Source organism: Terasakiella sp. 4MB5A, assembly GCF_050058155.1.
GTDB lineage: Bacteria > Pseudomonadota > Alphaproteobacteria > Rhodospirillales > Terasakiellaceae > Terasakiella > Terasakiella halodenitrificans.
In genome coordinates this window covers 223444-249699 of sequence record NZ_CP188815.1, presented here as the reverse complement: position 1 = coordinate 249699, position 26256 = coordinate 223444, and the positions used below count along the sequence as shown (strand labels likewise).

The following is a 26256-nucleotide window of genomic DNA, read 5'->3' as shown; positions in this document are numbered from 1 at the left end:
AGAAAATGTTTGAAGACAGTTATTTGTGGTTCAAGGCGCTTCATGTGATTTCTGTGATGGCTTGGATAGCCGGATTATTTTATCTGCCGCGTCTTTATGTCTATCACACAAATGCAGAAACAGGTTCTGAACTGTCGGAAACATTAAAAATAATGGAACGCCGCCTTTTGCGCGCCATTATGTATCCGGCGATGGTGTCTTCAACCATTTTTGGAACATTACTGCTGTTTGAAATTCAGGCATGGTCGCAGGGGTGGCTCCACGTTAAACTCTTATGTGTCGTGCTTATGATTATTTTTCATTTTATGCTGGCAAAATATAGGTTGGATTTTCTCGCCGATAAGAACCAGAAGAGTGAAAAATTTTACCGTATGATCAACGAAGTACCGACAGTCCTGATGATTGTTCTGGTCATCATGGTGATTGTAAAACCGTTTTAAGGTTTTATTTATCAGCCTTGTCCATTTCCTTTTTCGCAGCAATTATCCCCGCACAATCGGTTACCTGCATTTCTTTTAAATCTTTTGGCAGTGAAATTGCGCTATAGCGTCCGGAAAAGACATAAATGCTGGTGAAATATTCCAGTTTTGTCTTCAGGGCTTTTTTAATGGCTTCGCGCACGCCCGTGTCCATTCCTTCAGTCTCTGCATTACCGCGTCGATCAATTTTTGGTGGGTTTTCAAATAAATAATGATTGATTTGATCACGAATTCGACTGGTTTTTAAACAAGCACGATGTCCGAGAAGAAATTTGCGTGGTTCTGCATAAACCGTCATACGGGCATTTAAACGTTTTGAGGGGATATAGGTTTCAAAAACACCAAGAAATACAATATCGCCATGGCTGGCCGGGTCGCTATTCATAGAACCGCTACTATTTCCAGAGCCACCTTTTGAATCTTTATCATTTTTATCGCCAGAGCTGCTTTCCCCACCTTTATCTCCTGATTTCACACCTTGACCTGCTGCCTTAAGGCGGTTGAATCCGGCATCGGCTTCAACATTTTGAGAAAGGAAAAGAGAAAATATGAAAAATAATCCAGTGATCAGACAGATTTTTTTGACCATAATTCCACGCTCTTTATATTTACTAACTGTTTCATACTATTCTCTTTCCAGTAAACTGAATGTCAGCTCCAAAGGCAACAGCAGATATGAAAGAAATTTTGATGACTTGACTTTTATGTTGTTTTTGAGGTAGAGCAATAAAAGCAACTGGATCTTCTTTTGGTTGCCTTTCCTTCCTTTGAATTTTCTGTTTTCGAAAGTATTCCTTTTTTTCGATTTAATCTTCAGAAAATAGAAAATTATTATATTTTAATAAGTTAGTGATCGCGTAACCCTAAACGACGACATACAAAAGACTTATCATTTTCCCCTTTTCCCATTTCACTATTGATGTAGATTACTTATGAATCTTCAGGAACTTAAAGAAAAATCCCCTGCTGACCTTTTAGCTTATGCTGAAGAGTTGGAAATTGAAAATGCCGGCAATATGCGCAAACAAGAATTGATGTTTGCCATTTTGAAGACCTTGGCTGAAAATGACATCACGATTTATGGTGGTGGCGTTTTGGAAGTGTTGCAAGATGGTTTCGGCTTTTTGCGTTCACCAGAAGCCAATTATCTGCCGGGACCGGACGATATTTATGTGAGCCCTAATCAGGTTCGTAAATTTTCGTTGCGCACAGGCGATACAGTTGAAGGCCAGATCCGGGCGCCCAAAGATGGCGAACGTTATTTTGCCCTGTTAAAAGTTGAAAATATCAACTTTGAAGAAGCGGCAAAAGCTCGTCACCGCGTCCATTTTGATAACCTTACGCCACTTTACCCGGATGAGCGTTTGAAAATGGAAATTGAGGATCCAGAAAAGAAAGATTACACCCCGCGTGTGATTGATCTGGTTTCCCCAATTGGTAAAGGACAGCGCGCTCTTTTGGTTGCGCCGCCACGTACCGGTAAGACCGTGATGTTGCAAAATATCGCGCATTCCATCGCGAAAAATCATCCGGAATGTTATTTGATTGTTCTCTTGATTGATGAACGCCCGGAAGAAGTAACAGATATGGATCGTTCTGTGAAAGGGGAGGTTATTTCCTCGACATTCGATGAACCGGCAACGCGTCACGTTCAAGTCGCTGAAATGGTGATTTCCAAGGCCAAACGTTTGGTGGAACATAAAAAGGATGTGGTCATTCTGTTGGATTCCATCACCCGATTGGCGCGTGCCTATAACACCTGTGTACCGTCATCCGGTAAGGTTTTAACAGGTGGTGTGGATGCAAACGCTCTGCAACGTCCAAAACGTTTTTTTGGGGCGGCGCGTAATATCGAAGAAGGTGGTTCTCTGACCATTATTTCTACGGCCCTGATCGATACAGGTTCGCGTATGGATGAAGTGATCTTTGAAGAATTTAAAGGGACAGGTAACTCCGAGATTGTGATGGATCGCAAACTTGCCGACAAACGGACCTTCCCGGCAATTGATATCACGAAATCCGGTACCCGTAAGGAAGACTTACTGGTGGAAAAAGACACCCTGTCCAAAATGTGGGTTCTGCGTCGTATTCTGGACCCGATGGGCACAGCAGACGGTATGGAATTCCTGCTGGATAAGTTACGTTATTCCAAAAACAACGATGATTTCTTCGATTCGATGAATTCTCGTTAATTAAAAAAGGTGCCCCTCGCGAAAGCAGGGGCCTCTTTTTTTCTATTGTTTTTTATCAGACAAGTACATGCGCTATGACTGCTGTTTCCTATGTAATTACCGTTTTTAATAAAGAAGAATATTTACCGGAAGTGATCCGTTCCCTTGAAGCTCAAATTGGGATTGAGGATCGTGAATATATTTTTATTGATGATGGATCCAGTGATCGTTCTGTTCAGGTCATTCGTGATTGTACCCGTGATCTGGATGCAAAAACGATCATTATTGAACAGGAAAATCTTGGGGCATCCTGGGGAACGAACGCAGGTGTTGCAGCCGCCAGTCATGAATGGATTAAGTTGTGTGACGGGGATGATCTGTTAACACCACAGTCTAGCCAATGGTTAATTGAAGCTTGTGAAAAATTTGATGTTCCCCATGCTTGGGGGCATTCGGCCTATTTTGAATGGCAAGGTGAAGAAGACCCCTTAACGCGTGAAGTCTCTGATCCGGAGATGGAAGTTATGGAAGATGGACTAAAATTTTTCATTCGTAATAATCCAGCCAATTCCACCTGTATGTTATTTAAAAAAAGCTTTTATCAGCAAATAGGCGGCTGTGATCCACGTCTGGTTTCACCGGATCAAATGCTGTTTTTCCGTCTTTTTGGACATGCCAAAGGGGCACGTGTTCATGGTGATGTGGGTTTGTTGCCCCATGCAGCGCCTGATCGTTTATCTGCGCAAAAAGGGCGTTCGCGCTATGAATCGGTCCTGGCGATGTATTTTACCATTTTGGAAAATCCGCCATTATTAACGCCTGATCATATTGATTATGCTTATAAACGGGCCATTTCACGGGCTGAACGTTTCCATCGCAAAGTCTATGGCGGATTGTTTAATCGTTTTTTATGGGATCATATCCGCACGAAAATATGTCCTCATAAAGATAAAGTCGCCGCGATTAAAAATAGTTTAGGTGCTTTCACACCGGATGGAAAAATCGAACGTTCAATAGATTGGAAACCGGGGGCAGGAAAGACGGGAAAAGCACCGGCTGATTTTTAAGACCCTGCCTTCATTTCCCGCAAGGCTGCTAAGATATCGTCTGTGTCTTTATCGATTTTACGATTAAGCACTTCGTTATTTTTCGACAAAGCAACGATCATACTGTTGAGTTCTTTATTTTCTGCGGCAATTTCACGAATAGATTCATTGAGCTCTTTATTTTGTTTACTGAGTATTTCGATACGTCGATTTTGTTGATGCAACATATCGGTTGTTGCGGCCCGAACTACTTTGTCCAAAATGATGGACCCGAAATATCCGGCAAATGTACCGAATAAACCAATACCCATTGCAGCCAAGGGAACCGCAATTAAGCGACCGATCAGGGTGACGGGATAATGATCGCCAAAACCGATGGTGGTGACGATCATAAAACAGAGCCAAACTGCATCCGACCAGCTTTTGATATTGGCGTTCGGATCGCCCATTTCCACCCAGTAAAGAGCGGGACCGCAGATGGCAATCACAAAAAATGTGATGCCACCCAGCACGATTAAAACGCTGACAAAATCCAGTTTGGAGATTGAGAGAAAGCGAAAGTATTTTTGAAAGAAAATAGGGATCATTGGCCAAAGACGGTTTTTAAAATCTCGGTTGTGCGTTTTGCCGGATCATTACGAATGGCGGCTTCTTCCTGTGCGAGGTAATGAAAGATGCCATCCATTGCAAGGGTTGTTGTATGATTTACCAAATCGGCTTTGACATCAGGAACGAATGGCATGGATTTATATTCGCCGATCAGGGTATCATACGCTTGCAGGGCACCAACGTCTTTTAAACTGTTTTTTGCCACCGGTTCAATCATGGCTCGTAATTTATCAGAGGAAACTTTCTTAAAATACTGGGTAGCGGCATCTTGTGGCCCTTGATAAATGGCGCGGGCATCTTCCAGCTTCATATTTGAAATGGCATCCCAGACAATTTCTTTGGCTTTTGGGGCGGCCTGTTCAGCGGCACGGTTGATTTTAAGCTCTACATCATCTGCCAGGGAAGACAGACCGACTTTACCAAGAAGTTTTTGAACCTGCTGTAATTGCGCGGGCAGGGGAATATGAATAGCAGGGTCCATATTATATCCGTCTTTTGCGCCAATTTGCGAAACAACACGTTGGGTGCCAACTTTCAAGGCTTCCTGTAATCCTTGAATGATCTGGCTTTCGCTGAGGGAAGAAACAGGACTGGAATTGCCTGTGACTGAATTGGTCAGATTATCAATCACTGTTTTTTGAAAGGTGTCTTTAAAATCCAAAGCATGGGCAGATGTTGCCGTTAAGAAAAAAGCGGTGGAAAGAAGAAGAAGTGTGCGCATAAGGATCAATCCTGTTTTCGGCGTTTCACGTGAAACAATCAGTTTCCGATTCAGTCTCTAATCGAAAAGGTTAAATTATCATATCCTATTTTCATGGAATGGTAAGATGGAAATTAGGAAACTGTCATGCAAAGAACCATTGATCAGATTATCTCTCCGGTCTCTACATCCGATGGGGCCGGTGTGAAAATAAAACGGGCAATTGGAACATCGACATTGGATCATTTGGATCCTTTCCTTTTGCTGGATGTTTTTGGATCGGAAAAAGGCACAGATTATATCGCCGGTTTTCCTGATCACCCCCACCGTGGATTTGAAACAGTCACCTATATGTTAAACGGTAAAATGCGTCATCGTGATAGTGCTGGCAATGAAGGATTGCTGGAAACGGGTGGGGCACAATGGATGACGGCAGGGCGTGGTCTGGTTCATTCTGAAATGCCGGAACAAAGTGATGGCTTGATGAAAGGGTTTCAAATCTGGGTCAATCTACCGGCTGATAAAAAAATGATCCCCCCGCGTTATCAAGACATTCAACCCGATACAATCCCAACGGCCCACATCGAAGACCGGGCTGAGGTTAAAGTTATTGCCGGGGAACTTTTTGATCTTGTCGGTCCAATTTCTGATATTGCGACAAAACCGTTATTTATCGATGTTGTCTTAAAACCAAATCAGGAATTAAGCCTTCCTGTACCAGAAGGACAAACGGCATTTCTTTATATTTATGAAGGAAAAATGCATTTGGACGGGGAAGATATCGAAACCGACCGTCTGGTTATTTTGGAAGATGGCGATGAAGTGAGCGTTCGGTCCTGTACACAGGAAACCCGCTTTATCTTGCTCGCGGCAGATCCGATTTGTGAACCGATTGTCCGATATGGCCCGTTTGTAATGAACAGCCGTGAGGAGATCTATCAAGCCTTTGAAGATTTTAAAAACGGTAGTTTCTAAATAAAAAGCCCCTGTTTGATTACAGGGGCCTTTTACATTTTTATGGTATAAGAATAGTTGACCCTGTGGTCTTGCGATCTTCTAAATCCTGATGAGCCTGCGCAGCGTCTTTTAGGTCATATTTTTGATTGATGTGGATTTTAACCGCGCCAGATTTCACGACATCAAACAGGTCATTGGCCGCCCATAACAAATCATCACGTTTAGCAACGTAGCTCATTAATGTGGGGCGGGTGATGAAAAGGGAGCCTTTTTGTGCCAGCAAGGCCGGGGAAAAATCAGGAACAGGGCCTGTGGCATTGCCGTAAGTCACCATCATTCCGAGGGGGCGTAGACAATCAAGGGAACCTTCAAATGTGGCTTTACCAATGGAATCATAAACAACAGGAACGCCTTCGCCATTTGTCAGTTCACGTACCCGATCAGTAAAGTTGTCTTCCCGATAAAGAATGGGGTGATCACAACCCTGTGCTTTGGCTAACTCTGCTTTTTCTGGGGAGCCGACTGTTCCGATGACCGTTGTCCCTAATGATTTTGCCCATTGGGTTGCAATGGACCCAACCCCGCCGGCGGCTGCGTGAAAAAGAATGGTATCTTGTGGGCCGACTTTATAAATCCGGCGCAATAAATAATGGGCGGTCATGCCTTTTAACATCATGGCAGCGGCCGTATAGAAATCAATTTCATCGGGCAGGGGAATGACGACATTTTGGTCGAAATTTCCAAGATCGGTGTAACAGCCAAGAGCGGCCCCAATACAGACCCGTTGACCGATTTCAAATTGATCAACATCACTGCCCAAGGCCTCAATGATGCCGGCACCTTCCATCCCGATTGCGTGGGGCAGGGTAGGGACCGGATAAAGACCACTGCGGTGATAACAATCAATGAAGTTTAAGCCGATGGCTTTAAAACGAATTTGTACTTGATTGGCGGTGGGGGCAGTGACGGTGATGTCGTCATAAGACAGTACTTCCGGGCCACCAGCTTGATGGATACGAACGGCGTGGGTCATTTAAGAGTCCTTCCTGTATGTTTTATTTATTTTAACGTACTTAAGATGGCTTTTTCCATGCGCAAGAGTTGTTCTTTGGTCTCAATCCCATCACCGCCGGAATATCCTGTCATTTTTCCACCAGCCCCAAGGACACGGTGACAGGGGATAATGATGGGAATGGGGTTTTTTCCGCATGCACCCCCGACAGCTTGGGCTGCAGAATGAATGTTTTTAGCAATATCACCATAGGTCCAGGTCTCGCCAAACGGGATTTGCTGCATCTGGTCCCAGACTTTTTTCTGATGTTCTGTTCCCATTGGATCAAGGGGAAGATCAAATTTTGTCAGTTTTGCACTGAAATAGGCTGATAATTGTGCCTTTGCTTCTTTTAACAAAGGTGTTTCCAAACCAGCAGGGGCTTGCCCCCATTCAACAACTACAATTTTTCCATCGTCTTCAAAAAGAGAAAGGGTGCCGACGGGGGTCATAAGGGAGCTGCACAGAATATCCATAAGGTCTTTTCTTTCTTGTTTGTTGTTTGTGGCTTAAACATAACGTTTACGAAAATAATCCACGTTGTCAAACTGCATATGGAGTTTTCACCTTATATTATATATGACCCAAGAAGCTTATTAGAGGGAACTTTCTTTTGTAAGATCATTCAAATGTGCTTCCAACATAGAAGGTTCGGTTAAGGGCGAGGAACAGGTTGCATTCTGACAGACATAGGCAGTTGCCTTTTGGTTATACAGGACCTTGTCTTGTAGAATTTCTGGGGTGTTTTGCTGATTTTGAGCATCTCCTAGTAGAACTTTTCGAGTGGGAGAAGGATGTAAATAAGCCTTATTTATCAATGGATTGATATCATTTGTTCCGGTTTTTCCAACAACAACGATGGTTTCCATTGTATCAAATCGAATAAGGGCGCTGCATAGTCCAGGGGCGGCAAATATTTGATTGGGATCGTCATTGCCAAACAATTGCATCAATTGATTGAAGCGTTCCTGATATTTGGGATTGCCACTCAAATGATAAAGATCACACAAAACATGAGCCATTAATCCATTACCCGAAGGGGTCGCACTATCGTTGATTGGTTTGGGGCGGACGTTTAAGCCTTCGACCGTTTGTTTATCGGCAAAATGATATCCGTGATTTTCAACATCCCAAAAATGATCTTCTAAATGATCAGCCCATTTTACACAGTCTTGATAATATGAGGTGTGTCCTGTGACTTCATATAAGGCGAGGGCGGCCAGACAAAGATTGGCGTAATCTTCCAGATAGGCCGTGGTCGAATGACGGCCTTTAAACCAGCTATGATAAAGGACACCCTCTTTGATCAGGGTTTTTTTCAAGGTGGTATAAAGGTCTTGTGCCAGTTTGATCCAGTCAGGTTGATCAAAAACGAGGGCGGCTTCAGACAAGGCCTTAATCATCATCGCGTTCCAGTCGCAAAGTACTTTATCGTCGCGTGCCGGCCATATGCGTTTTTTGCGTTCCTGATAAAGGGTTTGACGCAGTTTATTTAATTTGTCTTCTTGAGCCGGGTTTTCAAACGAAGTTATGCGGCGCAAGATATTGTGACCTTCCCAATTTCCCTGTGAGCTAACGTCATAGGCTGTTTTAAAGAGGGGAGACTCTTCTTTTAAAAGGGCATCAATCTCATTTTCGTTCCAGACATAGAACTTGCCTTCCACACCTTCGCTATCGGCGTCATATGCACTGGCAAGGGCGAAACCGTTGTCGGTTTCCACGCGCATTTCGTTGAAAATCCAGTCGATGGTTTCAAAGACGCTGCGCTTGAATAAGGGGTTTTGATGTTTGCGCCAAACCATTGTGAGTAGGGAAACAAGTTGGGCATTATCATAGAGCATTTTTTCAAAATGTGGGGCGAGCCATTCTTCATCGGTTGAATATCGGGCAAAACCGCCGCCTAAATGATCATAAATTCCACCCAGACACATTTTTTCCAGACTGAGGCAGAGAAGGTGATCAATTTGCGGGTTTTTCTTTATCCAGTTTGTACGCCATAAAAAATCAAGCAAAACCGGTTGTGGAAATTTGGGGGCACCTTGTAAACCGCCATGAACGGGGTCCATATTTTGCTGGATATAATGAAGGGTATCACACATGGCTTTAAGATGAAGTCCCCCATTGCCGCGCGGCTTGCTCATATCTTCTAAGGCATCGGCAATGGCGGTGACATTTTGGCTGACGTCATCTTTTTTAGTGTGATAAATATCGGCGATGGTTTTTAAAACGTCTTTAAAAGACGGACGACCATAAAGGGCAGTTTTCGGAAAATATGTTCCCCCCCAGAAAGGTTGTCCGCTTGGTGTTAAAAACATGGTCAAAGGCCAACCCCCGGATTGACCGAGAACACTTAAGGCGCGCTGATAAATATGATCTACATCGGGGTGTTCTTCGCGGTCTACTTTGATATTAATAAATAACTCATTCATCAATTGGGCGGTTTCTGTATCTTCAAATGATTCATGAGCCATAACATGGCACCAGTGGCAGGCGGCATATCCAACCGATAACAGGATCGGTTTATCTTGGGATTTTGCTTGTGCAAAGGCCTCATCGTTCCATATTTTCCAATGGACGGGATTGTCTGCATGTTGCAAAAGGTAGGGGCTGGTTGATTGTCCAAGTTGGTTTTGGGACATAATCCGCACTTTCGTTTTCTTTGCTGGTTGTTTCCAGCTTTTCGTGTTTCGAAAAAAAGTACAACCCTTTTTTCTATGAGGGATAGACCTAAGCGCAAAAGATTGTCACATTAGAGAGAGATGGCCCTCAGCTGAATGTTGGAAGAATATGATGAAAATTACGATAAATATTGATTGTACGCCTGAAGAGGCCCGTACCTTTATGGGATTGCCGGATGTTAAACCCATGCAGGAAATGATGATGAAAGAAGTTGAAGAACGGATGAAATCCAATCTCAACGCAATGGACCCGGAAACGCTGTTTAAAACCTGGCTCCCTGCCGGGATCTCCAATATGGAGCAATTGCAGAAAATGTTTTGGGCACAATTCAATAAAGGCCCAATGGGCGGTTCTTCAAAAGAATAAAGAAAAAGATGAACGATCAAACAATTTATGCACTGGCCAGTGGCGCTGGGCGTTGTGGTATTGCGGTTATCCGTCTGTCAGGAGCGCAGGCCTTTGATGTCTTATGTCGATTATCCGGTAAGTCAGATTTTAAAGCGCGTTATGCGCATCGCGTGCAATTGATTGATCCTGTTGAGGGCGATCCGATTGATGATGGATTGGCCCTTTATTTTCCTGCCCCTCATAGCTTTACCGGTGAAGAGGTTGTTGAATTTCAAATCCACGGCGGGCGTGCTGTTGTTCAGGCATTACTGGATAGTCTTGCCCAAATGGATGGTCTGCGTTTGGCGGAACCGGGGGAATTTACCCGTCGCGCCTTTGAAAATGACAAGATGGATTTGACTGCGGCGGAAGGTCTTGCCGATTTGATCCATGCCGAAACGCGTGCGCAGGCCAAGCAGGCCTTGCGTCAGATGGAAGGGGCGTTGGGCACTTTATATAATGACTGGGCCGATCGTATTTTACATATCCTTGCGCATTTTGAAGCCGTGATTGATTTTCCTGATGAAGATTTACCCGAAGAGGTCGAAGCCGGCGCGCGGGCCAAGGTGGCAACTTTACAGTATGAAATCGAAGATCATTTAAAAGATGGTCATCGTGGGGAGCTTCTGCGTGATGGTGTACGCCTGGCGATTGTCGGGCCACCGAATGCAGGAAAGTCCAGTTTATTAAACCATTTGGCAAAACGCGAAGTCGCCATTGTGTCTGATATCGCCGGGACGACGCGCGATATCATCGAAAGCCATCTGGATATTGGGGGCTATCCGGTTGTCGTCTCCGATACCGCCGGATTGCGCCATAGTGAAGATGTGATTGAGATGGAAGGCGTGCGCCGTGCGCAGGATCGGGCACAATCATCTGATTTGAAAGTGGTGATGTTTGATGCGGCAGACTGGCCTAATCTCGATCAAAAGACTTTGGATCTGATCGATGATGACAGTCTGGTTGTTCTCAATAAAATGGACAAGGCAAAACCCGATGTTGCTGATATCGGTGGGCAGAAACCGATATATATGTCAGCTAAATCAAAAGAGGGTCTGGTTGACTTTTTCAAACGTCTGGAAGAAGAAGTAGCGACGCGTTGTATGGTGACAGGGGCACCGGCCTTGACACGCGCGCGACATCGCGAAGCCTTGGAAGATTGTGTTGAAGCCCTTGTTCGTTTTGCCGAGATTGATCTGCCGGAACTGGCGGCTGAAGATTTGCGCATGGCGACACGATCTTTGGGTCGCATCACCGGGCGAATCGATGTGGAAGATGTGCTTGATGTCGTCTTTAGTGACTTCTGTATCGGGAAATAAAGTGTTTCACGTGAAACACAGACCCTGCATTTCGTAAAATAAGATGAATGAAAACATCAAACCTGGCTTTACGCGCAGGTTATGAACGGTGTTTTCCACTGTTTTATCCACAGGTTTTAAATAAGTCTATTTTCCAAATTGACTTCACAGGGTGTGATACATACATTGCGCCTTATGAAAACATATGACGTGATAGTGATTGGCGGCGGGCATGCCGGTTGCGAAGCAGCAGCAGCAAGCGCGCGAATGGGGGCAAAGACCCTTCTTCTCACACAAAGATTAGATGCAATTGGTGAAATGTCGTGCAATCCGGCGATTGGTGGATTGGCGAAAGGGCACCTCGTGCGCGAAGTTGATGCGCTTGACGGTATTATGGGCCGGGCGATTGATCAGGGCGGTATCCAGTTTCGGATGCTCAATCAATCCAAGGGCCCGGCCGTGCGTGGACCGCGCGCGCAAGCTGATCGCAAGCTTTATAAACAAGCTGTTCAGGCGTTGTTATCCACACAGGATAATCTGGAGCTGATGGAAGGCACCGCCGAAGATTTGACACTGGAAAATGATGATCAACGTGTCAACGGTGTAGTGTTGGGTAATGGCGAAACCTTGCGGGCAGGGGCAGTGATTTTAACCACAGGCACCTTCCTGCATGGACTTATCCACATTGGCAAAGAAACATGGTCGGCAGGACGCATGGGGGATGAACCTTCTATCGGTTTGGCAGATACCCTATCACGTTTGAAATTTAATCTAGGTCGTTTGAAAACAGGGACACCGGCGCGTCTGGATGGCAAGACAATCGATTGGAATGTTTTGCAACGCCAAGATGGGGATACACCGCCGCAGCCGTTTTCCTTTTTAACAGATAAAATTACCACACCGCAAATTCCGTGTTACATCACGCGTACAACGGAAGAAACCCACGAAATTATTCGATCTAATATGGATCAGGCACCGGTTTATTCCGGGCAGATTCAAGGGCGCGGGCCACGCTATTGTCCATCGATTGAAGATAAAGTGGTCCGTTTTGCGGAAAAAACCAGCCACCAGATTTTTCTGGAACCGGAAGGATTGGATACGGACAGTGTTTATCCCAATGGGATTTCAACGTCTTTGCCTCGTGATATTCAAATGGCCTTTATGCGCTCTATTCCCGGTTTGGAAAAGGTCGAGGCATTAAAGCCTGCTTATGCCATTGAATATGATTTTGTGGATCCGCGTGAATTGCGCGAAACTTTTGAAACCCGCAAAGTCGGCCATTTGTATTTTGCCGGCCAAATTAACGGCACGACCGGATATGAAGAAGCTGCCGCGCAAGGTTTAATGGCCGGGGTCAATGCTGCGCTTAAAGCATCTGGGAACGAGGATCCGTTTATTTTTGATCGGGCAACCGCTTATATCGGTGTGTTGGCAGACGATTTGGTGACCAAAGGAACGAATGAACCTTACCGTATGTTTACGTCGCGGGCAGAATATCGTTTGATTTTGCGTGCCGATAATGCCGATCAACGCTTAACCCGCCGTGGGATAGAGATCGGCTGTGTGGGTGCAGAACGGGCAGGGGCCTTTGACACCAAAGAGAAAGCAATCTTGGAAGCAAAAGCCCGGATGATGGAAATTAATGCCACACCGCAGGAATTGGCTGGTCACGGCATTAAAGTTAATATGGATGGGCAACGCCGAAGCGCGATGGCTTTGTTGGCTTACCGGGATGTGACGCTGGATCGTCTAAAAGGGATTTGGCCGCAATTGAGTGATATCAGCGGCGCGGTGGCCGAACAGGTTGAAATTGAAGGCCGCTATGCAGGGTATTTGGAACGACAAGAATCTGATATCCGGGCGTTCCGCCGGGATGAATCTTTAGAACTGCCCGCAGATTTGGATTATATGGCGATCGAAGGGATGTCGACGGAAGTACGCTCAAAACTGGCGGAACATAAACCATCGACATTGGGGGCCGCCGCGCGAATTTCGGGTATTACACCAGCGGCGTTAACCGCGTTACTGGGGTATGTTAAGCGCAATAAATCGAACAGAGTTGCTTAGAGTTAATTTGTTGCATTTGTTTCACGTGAAACAGGGATAATTAACAAGACTTGTTTTAGAAATTAAGGTAGATTTGTCTATAGAACGACATTCGCAGGGGTAAAATGGGATTTCAGGCACAACAAGATCAATGGAATGCACTCGATGTTTCACGTGAAACATTGGATCGTCTCCAAGCTTATGGGGACCTATTGGTCAAATGGCAGGCTAAAATCAATCTGGTCAGTAATTCAACATTGGATGATTTATGGACCCGCCATCTTTTGGATTCTGCACAAGTCTATCCCTATCTGCCTGAAAATTGTAAAACGCTGGTCGATATTGGATGCGGGGCAGGGTTTCCCGGTTTGGTTTTGGCAATTATGGGAGTTGAAGATGTTCACCTGGTTGACTCCGATGCCCGCAAAATGGCCTTTGTCCGTGAAGCTGCACGCGTAACGGAAACTCAAGTTACCATTCATAATTGCCGAATCGACGATTTAAAGGAAAGTGGTTTTGCCGATGTCGTGACATCACGGGCTTTGGCGAATCTTGAGAAACTCTTGTCTTTTTCTGCACAGTTGCGAAAACCGGACGGACGTTGCATTTTCCTGAAGGGCCGCAAGGCTGAAGAAGAAATAAAAGACGCCCGCAAAGTATGGGATTTTGACTGCGAAACTGAACAAAGCTTATCAGACCCGGAAGGGCAGATACTCATCATCGAAAGGATGACACCTAAATGACGCAATCAATTACACCGCGTATTATTGCCGTCGCCAACCAAAAGGGTGGGGTAGGTAAAACCACGACAACGATTAATCTAGCAACGGCTTTGGCTGCTGTTGGTAAACGCACACTCGTTCTGGACCTTGATCCACAAGGCAATGCCAGTACGGGATTGGGTATTGACCATGACCAACGCAGTCGGAATGCCTATCATGTTTTGATGGGCGATATTTCGCTGGATGCGGCTGTTCAGGATTGTAAAATCCCCAATTTGTCGATTGTGCCCAGTGGGTCTGATCTGGCCGCCGCCGAGATTGAAATTCCCGAATTGGATCGTCCGCAGTTTTGCTTGAAAGAATCCATAGAAGGTATTAGCGGCTACGATTTTGTACTCATTGATTGTCCCCCGGCTTTGGGTATGTTGACGATCAATGCGCTTGTGGCCTCCGATGCGGTAATGGTGCCATTACAATGCGAATTTTTCGCTTTGGAAGGAATTTCGGCCCTTGTAAAAACCATTGAGCGGGTCCGTAAGAATTTTAATCAGAAACTTGAAATACAGGGCATCGTCTTGACCATGTTCGATAAGCGCAATAATTTGAGCGATATGGTCGCCAGTGATGTGCGTGAATTTTTTGGGGAAAAGGTCTATGAGACGGTTATTCCCAGGAATGTGCGGGTTTCAGAGGCTCCAAGCCATGGCAAACCCGTTCTTTTATATGATCATAATTGCGCGGGATCGAAAGCTTACCTGCATCTCGCCAGCGAAGTCTTAAAACGCGAAAACAGGAGCGCAGCATAAAAATGGCAAAAGAAATAAAACGCCGCAGTCTCGGTCGGGGGCTTTCTGCCCTATTGGGTGAAGAAACCGCCAGCGTTGTTGAAGATCAAAGCTTATCGGCAGGAGAGACTCCTTCTGTAATGGGAAGCAATGGCGCAGATGTTGTGCCGTTTTCCAGTGGTAATCAAAAAACAATCGCCATTAGCAAGCTGGTGCCCGGTAAATATCAGCCGCGCACACATTTTGAAGAAGATGCGATTGAAGGCTTGGCCTCTTCGATTAAAGAAAAAGGTATTTTACAGCCGATTTTAGTGCGCCCTCATCCAGAGCGCCCTGGAGAATATGAAATTATTGCTGGGGAACGTCGCTGGCAAGCCTCACAACGGGCACAATTGCACGAAGTTCCGGTCATTATTAAAGAAATGGATGATCGGGATGCGGCTGAAATAGCCTTGGTGGAAAACCTGCAACGCCAAGATTTATCTCCGTTGGAAGAAGCTGAAGGGTATAACCGTTTAATGGCAGAATTCAGCCATACGCAGGAAGCGTTATCAAAAGCCTTGGGTAAAAGCCGTTCACACGTTGCCAATATGATGCGTCTGTTGGCCTTGCCGAGTGAGGTAAAATCTTTCCTTGAAGATGGTTTGTTATCTACGGGTCACGCACGGGCGTTGTTGAACTGCGAACAACCAGCAGAAATTGCCAAGCAGGTAATTAAAAAGGGACTGAATGTTCGCCAAACCGAAAGCCTGGTTAAAACAGCGGGTGTGCAATCGCGTCCTAAAGCGAAAAAAGAAAAAGATACAGATACGATTGCTCTGGAACGTGATTTAACAGACCTCTTAGGCGTTAAAGTCGATATTAAGGCGAGCCAAAAAGGCGGGGCGCTGACCTTACATTACAGCTCATTAGAACAACTGGATGATCTTCTTCACCGTTTAAGTCATGGTCAACATGGAAAAACAGGCCAAGATCAATCAGAAGAACTTGATCCAGTGAGCCCGTTTGAAGTTGAAGCAGAGTTAAATAAACTTTGATGACTTTAAAACTTAACGAAACATAAGAGGCTCAAGAAAATGAGCCTCAGGTTATTGACAAAGCCCCAAACTGTCATCCCCGACCCCGATCGGGGATCCATCTTCATCCAATGAGCGATATCTAATCCGTTGATTTTAAATGGATCCCGCATCAAGTGCGGGATGACTATTTTGGTCAATTATTTACGAAAAACACTTTGTCAGTAGTCTGAGGCTTAAGAAAATGAGCCTCTTTTTTTATATGATTAGGTTTAGTTAATTCAAAGTTTTAATCTGAGCTTTTCTTCCTGCACTTCGACACCCCACTGAGTATCGAGTTTACTTTCTTCTAAGACAAATCCAAAACAGCGGTAGAGTTGGCCGGCTGGTTCCAGTCCGGCTAAGGTCCAAAGGTAAATGGATTCGTAGCCTTTGTTTTTGGCAAAATCGATAATGGATTGTAGAAGAAGCTTTCCAAGTCCTTTTCCTTTGGCATCCTCATGCAGAATAAACCATCTGAGATGTGCCCCGTCTTTTTCAGCGTATGAACCATCCAAAGTGATGGTTCCATAAAATTCCCCGTTTTTTTCCAGTGACCAGATGCAGGAAATATCTTCGTCATAACATTCCATAAAGATAGAAAGTTCACTGGCAACTTTACATTCAAAAAATTTCCAAAATTTCCATTTTTCAACATAGGCACGTCCATGTAAGGCGGCGGTGCGTCCGACCAGGCCGGGTTGATAACCTGTCAGGAGATTGAAGTCTTGTGTTTTGCTCATTTTCTTCACATATGCAAAAATACATTATAAATGTTAATTAAGGCTAGATTATCAGTTAAAAAAATGGCTATAAATAGGAAATATTGCAATAACGGAATGCAAAAATGCAGAACTGGGATGATTTACGCTATTTTTTAGCAGTCGCACGTAGTGGGAGCTTCTCTGCTGCGGCTGAGAGCCTGTCTGTAAATGGCTCAACAGTCGGTCGTCGTATCGATCAACTGGAAGAAGATTTAAAATGTAAGCTATTTGATCGATATCGCTATGGCATGAATTTGACTCCGGAAGGGCGAACCTTGTTGGATCATGTTCAGCAGATGGAAAAATCAGCCCGTAATTTGGAACAAAATCTGAAGGGGGCGGATGATGCACTTAATGGTCAGGTGCGCATTTCTGTGACCGATGGATTGGGGTCTTTCTGGCTGACACCGAATTTAGCTGATTTTCAAAAATCATATCCACAGATTAGTTTGGAATTGGCGAGCGAAAGTCATTTTGTTAATTTGGCAAATCGGGAAGCTGATATCGCCATTCGATTGAGCAAACCGAATGATCCGGCCTTAATTGCCCGTAAAGTCGGGATCGTGCCATTTCATGTTTTTGCGGCGCCAAGTTACATTGACCGTTATGGTGAACCGCAAAACTGGGCCGATTTGAAAGGTCACAAACTGGTGGATTATTTTGGGTATAAGGAAAGTAAGGCCTTATCCCTTTGGCAGGAAACCGTGAAAAATCATGATCAGGTGGTTTTTCAAACCAATAGTGCCATGAGTTTTGTCAGCGCCTTACGCGCAGGCATGGGCATGGGGATGTTGCCACGTTTTTATCGCCATGCCGTTAGCGATTTGATCGAGCTTGATTTGCGTGCCGATCTGTTTGAAATGCCGATTTATCTGGTGACCCATGAGGAAACCAGCCAAACTGCCCGTATTCAGGCGGTGAAAGACTATATTGGAGGCCTGTTTGACCGTGACCGTCGTGCCTGGTTTAGTTAACGTCGGGTAGCACGTGCAGCTTGGGCGATTCGCATTAAGGCGCGTGAACAAACTGTTTCCGGCGGATTTCCGGTAATTTTGCAGTCACGTTCTGCCTCGGTTAAAATATCTAAGGCTAGAGCAATCCGATGTAAGTCCCAGCTTGCGAGTTGTTTTTTAAAGGCAGGGACTTGTTTAAAGATAATTGGGGGGCGTAGTTTTTTTATGGCTTCTTCCCCATTATATCCTTTTTGCATAAAACCTTTTGCCAGATGTAGACGATGAAAATGACGTGCCAACATACGCAAGATCATGATGGGCTGGTTTCCTTCGTCAAAACAGCGCATCAAGGCTGTTTCAAGTTGTGCATGATCCCCATTGGCCGCAGCAATGGTGACATTATCTAAAGAGAAAGCGCCGCTATCGCCAATACAGGCAATGACATCATCAAGCGTTACGTTTTTTTCATCTCCCATATAAATGGCGAGCTTTTCCAACTCTCCCCGGCTGACCTGACGATCGGAACCCAGATGATTGAGTAAATAGCCCACCGCATCGCGATTGGCATTTAAGCCATGTTTTTGAAGAGTTTCTCGCACAACATCGGACAAACTACGCCCTTCGTCCCCATAACAGGCAACGACCGCAGCGATAGATTTTTCGCTTTCAAAAAGTTTCCGCAATGTAGATCGTGCACTTAGATCCCCGCCTTCTAAAACGATCAAAGCATCCCCGATAGGATCACTAAAATAGGTTTTAAAAGCAGCTGTCAGGCCGTCAGCCGCATCTTGAATACGGATAAAGCGTCGACCGCCAGTCAAGGACATGGCCGCTGCTTCGTCTGCGATTAAGGCCGGATCAGATTTGATATCACCGGATTGTAAAACAACACTGTTAAAGGGGTCGTTTTCATCGCCGAGAATCGTTTTCCCCAATATTTTTCCGCGCTCAAACACCAACCCTTGATCTGGTCCATATAATAAAATACAGCGCACATCCGGCGAAGGTGATTTAATAAATCCGTCTGCTTTTCCTGCACTGATTTTCATATCACGGCCTAAAATCCGCTATTTCATAATACGGACCGGTTGTTCCGGTTGTTTAGCGGGGGAATCATTGAGTAAATGAACGGCAATTCTGCGATGAATATCGCGGGCAACGGACTCAATGGCACGTTTGCGCGCATCGCGTTTGGCAAATTCTGTCCCGGTCGGGGAATTTAAAATATTAAAGGCAACGGTTGAACGGCTTAATCCTTTTAACGGATTATTTCCAATAAATTGGAAAGAGGCGGAAACGACAAGGTTTGAACGGGTTGCAAATTCGTTTTTGCCAATACCTGTATTGCTTTGTGTTTCGCTATAAATAATTTTGAGCTTAAATTTCGGGTGTGCTGGTCGTCCCTTGGGGTTAAAGAGATTGAGCAATTCATTGTGAAGCATTTGCCCTTCGCGGTCTTCAATTTCATAAATCCAGACTTTGGCCAGTTCATTTTTCATGATCTGGTTTTCTGCCGTTTTTCGTTTGCCATGAACGGGTTGAAAGCCGCAGGCACCAAGGCTTGCAACGATCAAAAGACAAACAAAAACTTTTAATATGAAAGAGTTATGCAACGACATTGATAATCCGCTTTGGTATGACGATAACTTTACGTGCTGGCTTTCCATCCAAGATAGCTTGTACTTTTTCAGAGGCCAAGGCCAGCTTTTCAATTTCTTTAACATCCATATCGACCGGAATTTCCAATTGGTCGCGGCGCTTGCCATTGACTTGGATCGGCATAACGATGGTATCTTCTTTGAGAAGGCTATCATCGGCAACCGGCCAGGAAACCTCGCATAAAATGCTGTCATGGCCGAGTTCTGCCCAAAGTTCAGCAGCAATATGCGGTGTCATCGGGGCGATCAGGCGTACAAGATATTCATAGCCTTCGCGCAAGACCCAGGCATCATCGCCTTCAACGCCATCCAGCGTCCCCAAGGTATTGGTCAATTCACGCAGGCGGGCAACGGCCTTGTTAAAGTGAAACTTGCCCAAATCATCAGTGACGGCTGAGATGGTTTTATGGACTTGGGCGCGGACTTTTTGTGCTTCATCAGAAAGGGTACTTGGTTGTGTGGCACCTTTGGCCGGATAGGGGGCTTTAGGGTCGGAAATCAAACGCCAAAGACGGTTCAGGTAGCGCCATGCCCCATCAACCCCGGAATCGGTCCATTCTAGGTCGCGTTCCGGCGGGCTGTCAGACAACATAAACAAACGCGCCGTATCTGCCCCATAAGAGGAGATGATTAATTCCGGGTCAACGACGTTTTTCTTGGATTTGGACATCTTGATGGATGGGCCGATATTCACAGTACGACCATCGTTTTTGTGAATGACTTCACCGTTTTCATTGCGGATTGCATCACTGGGTAACATCCAGTTTCCATCGGCATCTTTATAGGTTTCGTGACAGATCATGCCTTGTGTCAAAAGACCAGCAAAGGGTTCTTCTGCAGATAGATAGCCGCATTTCTTCAAGGCGCGTGTGAAGAAACGGGAATAAAGCAAGTGCAGGACAGCATGTTCGACACCACCGATATATTGATCAACCGACATCCAGTAATCCGCAGCGGCTTTGTCGATTCCATTTTCTGATTCTGGTGAACAATAGCGTGCAAAATACCAGCTCGATTCGAAGAATGTGTCAAATGTGTCTGTTTCGCGACGCGCGGCTTTGCCACAGCATGGGCAATCAACATGTTTCCAGGTGGGGTGACGGTCCAGTGGGTTACCGGGTTCGTCGAAATCAACATCTTCAGGCAACTCAACCGGAAGCTGGTCGGCTGGAACCGGTACAATCCCGCAGCTGTCACAGTGAATGACGGGAATCGGGCATCCCCAATAGCGTTGGCGTGATACCCCCCAATCGCGCAGGCGGTAATTTACCTCTTTTTCACCAATATTCAGTTCAGCGCATTTGGCAAAAATAGCCTTTTTGGCTTCGGCAACACTCATACCCGTCATGAAATCGGAATTGATCATGATACCATCATCGGTGAAAGCGTCATTTTCAATGGTAAAGCTTTCCGGATTTTCCATATCGGCCGGGGCAACAACGGGAACGACGGGCAGGTCATATTTGCGGGCGAAATCCAGATCGCGTTGATCCCCGCTGGGGCAGCCGAAAATGGCGCCTGTGCCATATTCCATCAAAACAAAGTTGGCAACATAAACAGGGAGTTCCCAGTTCTCATCCAGCGGATGTTTGACTTTTAAACCGGTATCAAATCCTTTTTTCTCTGCTTTTTCAATGGCTTCTTCGGATGTGCCGGTCTTATTACATTCCTCAATAAAGGCCTGTAAATCCGGATTCGTTTCCGCCAATTCAACAGAAATAGGGTGATTGGCAGAAATGGCGCAGAAAGATGCCCCATATAAGGTATCGGGGCGGGTGGTATAAACTTCCAGCGACTCGTCACGATCAACCAATTGCCATTTCAGGCGCATACCTTCGGAACGACCAATCCAGTTTTCCTGCATGATGCGGACTTTTTCAGGCCAGCGATCAAGGTCTTTCAAGGCAATGCGCAAATCTTCGGCGTAATCGGTGATTTTCAGGAACCATTGGTTCAGTTTACGGCGTTCCACCGGGGCACCGGAGCGCCAGCCGCAGCCATCAACCACTTGTTCGTTTGCCAGAACAGTATTTTCGACCGGATCCCAGTTGACCCAGCTTTCCTTGCGATATACGAGATCATTTTCCAGAAAATCGAGGAACATTTTCTGTTCATGGCGGTAGTACTGCGGATCACAGGTGGCAATTTCACGGTCCCAATCATAAGATAGGCCCATTGTTTTAAGCTGGGCACGCATATCTTCGATATTTTTATAGGTCCATTTGCCAGGGTGAACGCCAGCATCCATGGCGGCATTTTCCGCAGGCAGACCAAAGGCATCCCATCCCATGGGGTGGAGAACATTAAAACCTTGTGCCTTTTTATAACGGGCAACTACATCGCCAAGCGTATAGTTACGCACATGACCCATATGAATCCGGCCGCTGGGATAGGGGAACATCTCCAGCACATAATATTTTTCCTTATCCGGGTCTTCAGTAACCTTAAATGTCTGATTCTTATCCCAGTAGGACTGCCATTTGGATTCGGTTTCTTTAAAATTATATCGGGCCATGATCGTTATGTCTTACTTGTTCTAAAAGAAGTCATCCCGAACGTCATGTTCGGGATGTATGATTTTAACAGGTTTTATATCGTGCGCTTTATTGCGTTAAACTGTCCGAGCGCAGCTGACGTGCCTTGGTCAAAATGGCATTTTCAATGTCGATGACCGCTTTTGGGTCCATTTCAACGGCTTGCCATTCGTTATTGGCGTTTTTCATCTGGCGGAAGGCGGCGACACGAATCGCATCTGCACGCAAAGCCTGATCCAGAATATAGATGTTTAATTTAAAACGCTCGTTCGGTGCGTTGCCGGCACTATGCCAATCGGTCAGGACAACCCCGCCAAACGGGTCGGCAGAAGCCAACGGCATAAAGGAAACCGTATCCAGTGTCGCGCGCCAAAGATAAGCGTTTACACCGATTCCAGTACCACCTTGGCCTTGACGTTTCTTATCTTCGTCACCAAAGGTCAGGCCACCTTCTCCAAAAACGGATTGCTGCTGGTCACGTTTTTGCCATCTGTCGTTAGGCAAATCGGTTGATTGTGGATTAAGACTGTCGCAAGCCATAAGTAGTAAGGGCAAAGTGCCAATAAGGGCGAGGGTACGGATGGAAGATGGCAATCTTTTCATGAACGAATATTCCCGGCTCTGTGACAGAATAGTAAAGCTTAGAAAGATATATGCCTTATTATGTAGGAAGTAAGCAAGTATCTAAGCGCAGATTTGTCGGTTTTTCCTTATCTGTTTGTACTCATGGTAAAAATGCCCTGTGTTTTTTTTGCAACAGTGGGGATAAAAGGTCACATAAATGCTTTTCTTCTTGTTGACCTATGAATTAGAAAGGCATTTAATACGTTCACGCAAAAGGCATGTGGGTATGTCGATTGCACATGTTGTACAAACAAAACCTTTCTAAGGGGATCTAATTAGATGAAAAAGCTTCTCGTAGCTTCTACTGCTCTCGTAGCTTTCGCTGCAGTTAACTCTGCACAAGCTGCTGACCCGATCAAAATTTCTGTTGGCGGTTACATGAACCAGTTCGTTGGTTATGTTGATCAAGAAGCTGACGGTCAGCAAAACTTTGCTGATGTAAACATCAACTCTGAAACTGAGCTGTACTTCCGTGGTTCTACAACTTTGGACAACGGCCTGACTATCGGCGTAAACATTGATCGTTACTCTGACCGTAATGACACTGGCGGCGATGACGTATTCCTGCAAGTTTCTTCTGACAGCATCGGTCAAATCCGTATCGGTCAAACTAAAGGCGCTGCTTACGCTTTGTCTCACGCTGCTCCGAACGTAGCTATGGGTAACAACGACGGTGACGTAGAAGATTGGATCAACGATACTTTGATCACTTCTAACCAAACTCACACTGCTTCTGAAGCTAACGACGGTCAGAAAATCGTTTACTGGACTCCGAACTTCTCTGGTTTCCAAGCTGGTTTCTCTTACGGCTTGAACATTAACAACGCTGCTATCGAAAGCGCTGTTGATGTTGGTGGTACAAACACAGCTAACGACACTGCTTGGGATGCTGGTATCGCTTACAATGGCGAATTCGGTGGCGTTTCTATCGGTGCTGACGTAACTTACCAACGTGATTTCAATGGTGGTACAACTGGTACAACTGTTGAAGATCGTGAATCTATCCGCGCTGGTCTGTCTGTTGGCGTTGCTGGCTTCACAATCGGTGGTTCTTACCGTGACACAGACAACGAAGGCAGCGTGAAGAACATTGACTCTGCTGGTTGGGATCTTGGTGTTGCTTACAAAACTGGCCCGTACGCAGTATCTTTCTCTTACATGCGTTTGGAACAAGACGATGCAGCTACTAACGCACAAGAAGATACTGCTAAGCAGTGGGTTCTTGGTGGTTCCTATGACATGGGCGCTGGCGTAACTTTGGTAGGTTCTGTCTTCGGTGCTAAATACGAAGATGCTTCTGCTACTGCTGCTAACAACACAACTGACCACGAAGGTTTCGGTGTTGTTTCTGGCCTGAAAGTTTCCTTCTAATCTGATATCAGTTTAGATAAAACTTCAAAAGTTAGGGCGTTCCTTCGGGAGCGCCCTTTCTTTTTGTTTAAAAGGATAATTAGTTTATCCAAGCAACAACCGTCATCCCGCACCTAAAACCTGTCAATCCCGCACTTGATGCGGGACCCAGTTGGATCAAAAGGTTCAATGCCTTATATCCGGGAAGACTGGATTCCCGATTAGGGTCGGAGATGACGATGGAATGGCTTTGTCATTTAAAGCTCTAAATCTTAGCGTTTTACAGCAACGATACTACAGGCCATGTACTGGCAAAACGGCTTAGAAATCTGGATTTTTTTGTCTTCGCGTTTTTTCATAATCTTTTGTTCCGGCATATCACCCATTTCAAAACGTAATTGGAAGAGGCGCCCCTCTAGATCACACATGCGGGGGCTATGTTCCGGAATACCGTTACGGGTCAGTTGATAGGCATAACCTTCATGGCCGTCGGCATAAAATTCAAATTCAAAATCTAGATTCTTAAAGAGTTGTCGTAGACCAGAGAATGAAATGCGCCAAAAATCGTCTGGATAAGCATGAAAAGCCTGTACCCAAGGCACACTGAGAATCAATCGCCCGCCCGGTTTTAAAAGCTTTTCGATATTGGCGGCCACTTCAAACGGATTGGTGACATGTTCCAACAGGTGATAGGCAACAATAGTGGAATATTGTTTGATCCCGGTTTTTTTTCGCAAACCGGAGATATTTTTCGTTATATCAAAGACATAATCTACATTGTCGCCGTCTTCAATATCGATACCAATGACTTGTTTACCGGCAAAAACCCGGCGCCAGCGTGTTGTGGTATCTAAATCCGCAGCTTTACTGCCAATATGCAGGATCGGCCCGTCGAAAGTCGTGAAATGGCGCATGACCGATTCCATATCAATGCGACGCAATCCAACCTTATTGCCTTCCGCGTCACTTTCCCATTCGCCGATAGTTTCAAAATTTTCTAACATAAATGCCCCAAAATATAAGTGTTCTGATTTGCTTTGAATTTATACGATCTTGCTTGGATGAAAAAGGTCAAATCAACCCGCTAATTCCGGCAAAGCCGATTGATTTGCTGGGAGACAGGCGAATTGCCGTTTTTTTGTTGATTCCACCGAGGGCGTAAACCGTCCTATTTGTTTGCGAAAGCCACGTATTAAATCGAACAGAACCAAGAGAGGTGCTGCCAGGATGGCTTTGTGTAGCAAAGACGGGGGACAGAAGAATACCGTCCAGTTTGGCCTTTTCCGCCCGTTTTAAAGCGGGCAGGGAATGACACGCCCCTGTTGTCATAAAGCTTGCCTTCGGTCGTATAAACCGTCCGCAAGCCGCAATTCTCTTCACAGATTTTTCCGGGAAATGTACCCCATCCAGGCGATGTTTCAGGGCAAGTTGAAGGTCATTAGAAACCAGAAGTTTTACTTTATGTTTACGACATAACTTTTTGATTTTAATTATAATTTGTTCTTTTTGTTTTTTGGAAAAATGGCGCACAATCAGGGCGGAATTTTTAGGCATGCGAGCAATTAAGATTGCGGGGGCTGGAAGTCGTTTCGTATCCGTCATGAAAATAAGCGCAGGCAAATCTTTCTTTTTTGCATTCCGGCGATTGAGCTGACGGGCTACCTCTGATACGGTCAGGGCCATTTCCACACCTTTGATGTAAACGGATTCACCTATGGGTATTGCAGATAATCTTGATCAAGTGAAGCAATCAATTCAACAGGCCGCACAAGACGTAGAACGTAATGCAGGTGAAATTGAGCTGGTTGCAGTCAGTAAAGTGCATGTCGCAGAGACAATCCGTCCAGCACTCAACGCCGGGCACCGCGTGTTTGGTGAAAACCGGGTGCAGGAAGCCCAAGGAAAATGGCCGGCGTTAAAAGATGAGTTTTCAGGGGTTTGTTTGCATTTAATCGGTGGATTGCAAACCAATAAGGTCAAGGAAGCGGTTGCCCTTTTTGATGTGATTGAAACGGTGGACCGCCCCAAGCTTGCGCGCGCTCTGGCAAAGGAAATGGAGAAACAGGGGAAACAAGTGGGGGTTTACCTGCAAATCAACACCGGGGAAGAAGATCAAAAAGGCGGATGTTTACCGGGCGATGCGGATGAATTTATCAAATTGTGCTGCGATGAATTGAAATTGCCGGTTCTGGGCTTGATGTGTATTCCCCCTGCTGAGGAAGAACCGAGTGTACACTTTGCATTCCTGCGTAAACTGGCCCAGCGTCACGGGCTTAAAAAACTCAGCATGGGTATGAGCGGGGATTACGAAACCGCTATTCGTTTTGGCGCAACTTCGGTGCGTGTGGGAACGGCTATCTTTGGTGAACGTGCCCCGCATTAATTGAG

At 45.5% G+C, this 26256-nt stretch carries 26 protein-coding genes; 13 read left to right on the top strand and 13 right to left on the bottom strand.

What is annotated here, in order from left to right; genetic code table 11:
• The first annotated feature begins 5 nt into the window (after positions 1-5).
• Positions 6-440, top strand: a complete 435-nt coding sequence (hemJ, locus tag ACI0FF_RS01205; protein ID WP_419798337.1) for a protoporphyrinogen oxidase HemJ — start codon at positions 6-8, stop codon at positions 438-440.
• A gap of 4 nt (positions 441-444) precedes the next feature.
• On the opposite strand, the gene ACI0FF_RS01200 is transcribed toward hemJ, so the two are convergent.
• Positions 445-1068, bottom strand: a complete 624-nt coding sequence (locus ACI0FF_RS01200; protein WP_419798336.1) for a hypothetical protein — start codon at positions 1066-1068, stop codon at positions 445-447.
• A gap of 343 nt (positions 1069-1411) precedes the next feature.
• Between ACI0FF_RS01200 and rho the strand changes: the two genes are divergently transcribed.
• Positions 1412-2671 carry a transcription termination factor Rho gene (rho, locus tag ACI0FF_RS01195; RefSeq protein ID WP_419798335.1) on the top strand — a complete coding sequence of 420 codons (1260 nt, stop codon included), beginning with the start codon at positions 1412-1414 and terminating at the stop codon, positions 2669-2671.
• Between the two features lie 74 nt (positions 2672-2745).
• Positions 2746-3717, top strand: a complete 972-nt coding sequence (locus tag ACI0FF_RS01190) for a glycosyltransferase family 2 protein (RefSeq protein ID WP_419798334.1) — start codon at positions 2746-2748, stop codon at positions 3715-3717.
• Here the strand turns inward: ACI0FF_RS01190 and ACI0FF_RS01185 are convergent.
• Complete coding sequence (locus ACI0FF_RS01185) at positions 3714-4283, bottom strand: ion channel (RefSeq protein WP_417819518.1); 570 nt, start codon at positions 4281-4283, stop codon at positions 3714-3716. The genes ACI0FF_RS01190 and ACI0FF_RS01185 overlap by 4 nt on opposite strands.
• Positions 4280-5026 (bottom strand): DUF4197 domain-containing protein, encoded by a 747-nt coding sequence (locus ACI0FF_RS01180; protein ID WP_419798333.1) that lies wholly within the window; start codon positions 5024-5026, stop codon positions 4280-4282. Before ACI0FF_RS01180 ends, ACI0FF_RS01185 begins: the two co-directional genes overlap by 4 nt.
• A 126-nt stretch (positions 5027-5152) precedes the next feature.
• Between ACI0FF_RS01180 and ACI0FF_RS01175 the strand changes: the two genes are divergently transcribed.
• A complete protein-coding gene (locus ACI0FF_RS01175; RefSeq protein WP_419798332.1) occupies positions 5153-5980 on the top strand; it encodes a pirin family protein in 828 nt (275 codons plus the stop codon).
• Between the two features lie 40 nt (positions 5981-6020).
• Here ACI0FF_RS01175 and ACI0FF_RS01170 read toward each other — a convergent pair whose 3' ends face one another.
• From ACI0FF_RS01170 to ACI0FF_RS01160, 3 genes are all read right to left on the bottom strand, one after another.
• Positions 6021-6995, bottom strand: a complete 975-nt coding sequence (locus ACI0FF_RS01170) for a quinone oxidoreductase family protein (protein WP_419798331.1) — start codon at positions 6993-6995, stop codon at positions 6021-6023.
• A 26-nt stretch (positions 6996-7021) separates the two neighbouring features.
• Complete coding sequence (locus ACI0FF_RS01165) at positions 7022-7489, bottom strand: methylated-DNA--[protein]-cysteine S-methyltransferase (RefSeq protein ID WP_419798330.1); 468 nt, start codon at positions 7487-7489, stop codon at positions 7022-7024.
• A 120-nt stretch (positions 7490-7609) separates the two neighbouring features.
• Positions 7610-9652: a thioredoxin domain-containing protein gene (locus tag ACI0FF_RS01160; protein ID WP_419798329.1), complete on the bottom strand. Its 2043-nt coding sequence runs from the start codon at positions 9650-9652 to the stop codon at positions 7610-7612.
• A 151-nt stretch (positions 9653-9803) separates the two neighbouring features.
• On the opposite strand from ACI0FF_RS01160, the gene ACI0FF_RS01155 reads away from it, so the two are divergent.
• The 6 genes from ACI0FF_RS01155 (at position 9804) to ACI0FF_RS01130 (ending at position 15967) form a co-directional block, all read left to right on the top strand.
• Positions 9804-10058, top strand: a complete 255-nt coding sequence (locus tag ACI0FF_RS01155; RefSeq protein ID WP_419798328.1) for a DUF6489 family protein — start codon at positions 9804-9806, stop codon at positions 10056-10058.
• Between the two features lie 8 nt (positions 10059-10066).
• Complete coding sequence (mnmE, locus tag ACI0FF_RS01150; RefSeq protein WP_419798327.1) at positions 10067-11398, top strand: tRNA uridine-5-carboxymethylaminomethyl(34) synthesis GTPase MnmE; 1332 nt, start codon at positions 10067-10069, stop codon at positions 11396-11398.
• Between the two features lie 174 nt (positions 11399-11572).
• A complete protein-coding gene (gene mnmG, locus ACI0FF_RS01145; protein WP_419798326.1) occupies positions 11573-13444 on the top strand; it encodes a tRNA uridine-5-carboxymethylaminomethyl(34) synthesis enzyme MnmG in 1872 nt (623 codons plus the stop codon).
• 104 nt (positions 13445-13548) lie between these two features.
• The gene (gene rsmG, locus ACI0FF_RS01140) at positions 13549-14166 is read left to right on the top strand and encodes a 16S rRNA (guanine(527)-N(7))-methyltransferase RsmG (RefSeq protein ID WP_417831189.1); all 618 of its coding nucleotides are present in this window, start codon (positions 13549-13551) and stop codon (positions 14164-14166) included.
• Positions 14163-14951 (top strand): ParA family protein, encoded by a 789-nt coding sequence (locus ACI0FF_RS01135; RefSeq protein ID WP_417831188.1) that lies wholly within the window; start codon positions 14163-14165, stop codon positions 14949-14951. The genes rsmG and ACI0FF_RS01135 overlap by 4 nt, the downstream gene beginning before the upstream one ends.
• Before the next feature lie 2 nt (positions 14952-14953).
• Positions 14954-15967 carry a ParB/RepB/Spo0J family partition protein gene (locus tag ACI0FF_RS01130; RefSeq protein ID WP_419798325.1) on the top strand — a complete coding sequence of 338 codons (1014 nt, stop codon included), beginning with the start codon at positions 14954-14956 and terminating at the stop codon, positions 15965-15967.
• Between the two features lie 260 nt (positions 15968-16227).
• On the opposite strand, the gene ACI0FF_RS01125 is transcribed toward ACI0FF_RS01130, so the two are convergent.
• Positions 16228-16728, bottom strand: a complete 501-nt coding sequence (locus ACI0FF_RS01125) for a GNAT family N-acetyltransferase (protein WP_419798324.1) — start codon at positions 16726-16728, stop codon at positions 16228-16230.
• Positions 16729-16832: 104 nt separating this feature from the next.
• On the opposite strand from ACI0FF_RS01125, the gene ACI0FF_RS01120 reads away from it, so the two are divergent.
• Positions 16833-17723: a LysR family transcriptional regulator gene (locus ACI0FF_RS01120; RefSeq protein WP_419798323.1), complete on the top strand. Its 891-nt coding sequence runs from the start codon at positions 16833-16835 to the stop codon at positions 17721-17723.
• Here the strand turns inward: ACI0FF_RS01120 and holA are convergent.
• The 4 genes from holA to ACI0FF_RS01100 form a co-directional block, all read right to left on the bottom strand.
• Positions 17720-18751: a DNA polymerase III subunit delta gene (gene holA / locus ACI0FF_RS01115; RefSeq protein ID WP_419798322.1), complete on the bottom strand. Its 1032-nt coding sequence runs from the start codon at positions 18749-18751 to the stop codon at positions 17720-17722. The genes ACI0FF_RS01120 and holA overlap by 4 nt on opposite strands.
• An 18-nt stretch (positions 18752-18769) precedes the next feature.
• Entirely contained in the window at positions 18770-19321 is a 552-nt protein-coding gene (locus tag ACI0FF_RS01110) for a hypothetical protein (protein WP_419798321.1), read from the bottom strand.
• Positions 19308-21875: a leucine--tRNA ligase gene (gene leuS, locus ACI0FF_RS01105; protein ID WP_419798320.1), complete on the bottom strand. Its 2568-nt coding sequence runs from the start codon at positions 21873-21875 to the stop codon at positions 19308-19310. Before leuS ends, ACI0FF_RS01110 begins: the two co-directional genes overlap by 14 nt.
• An 88-nt stretch (positions 21876-21963) precedes the next feature.
• Positions 21964-22497, bottom strand: a complete 534-nt coding sequence (locus tag ACI0FF_RS01100) for a DUF3576 domain-containing protein (protein WP_419798319.1) — start codon at positions 22495-22497, stop codon at positions 21964-21966.
• Positions 22498-22797: 300 nt separating this feature from the next.
• Between ACI0FF_RS01100 and ACI0FF_RS01095 the strand changes: the two genes are divergently transcribed.
• Positions 22798-23889, top strand: coding sequence for a porin (locus ACI0FF_RS01095; RefSeq protein WP_419798318.1), 1092 nt, complete (start codon positions 22798-22800; stop codon positions 23887-23889).
• A gap of 251 nt (positions 23890-24140) precedes the next feature.
• Here the strand turns inward: ACI0FF_RS01095 and ACI0FF_RS01090 are convergent, their stop codons facing one another.
• Positions 24141-24872 (bottom strand): class I SAM-dependent methyltransferase, encoded by a 732-nt coding sequence (locus ACI0FF_RS01090; protein ID WP_419798317.1) that lies wholly within the window; start codon positions 24870-24872, stop codon positions 24141-24143.
• A gap of 67 nt (positions 24873-24939) precedes the next feature.
• Positions 24940-25551, bottom strand: coding sequence for a thiamine phosphate synthase (locus ACI0FF_RS01085; protein ID WP_419798316.1), 612 nt, complete (start codon positions 25549-25551; stop codon positions 24940-24942).
• Positions 25552-25582: 31 nt separating this feature from the next.
• Between ACI0FF_RS01085 and ACI0FF_RS01080 the strand changes: the two genes are divergently transcribed.
• A complete protein-coding gene (locus ACI0FF_RS01080) occupies positions 25583-26251 on the top strand; it encodes a YggS family pyridoxal phosphate-dependent enzyme (RefSeq protein ID WP_419798315.1) in 669 nt (222 codons plus the stop codon).
• The last annotated feature ends 5 nt before the right edge of the window (positions 26252-26256 follow it).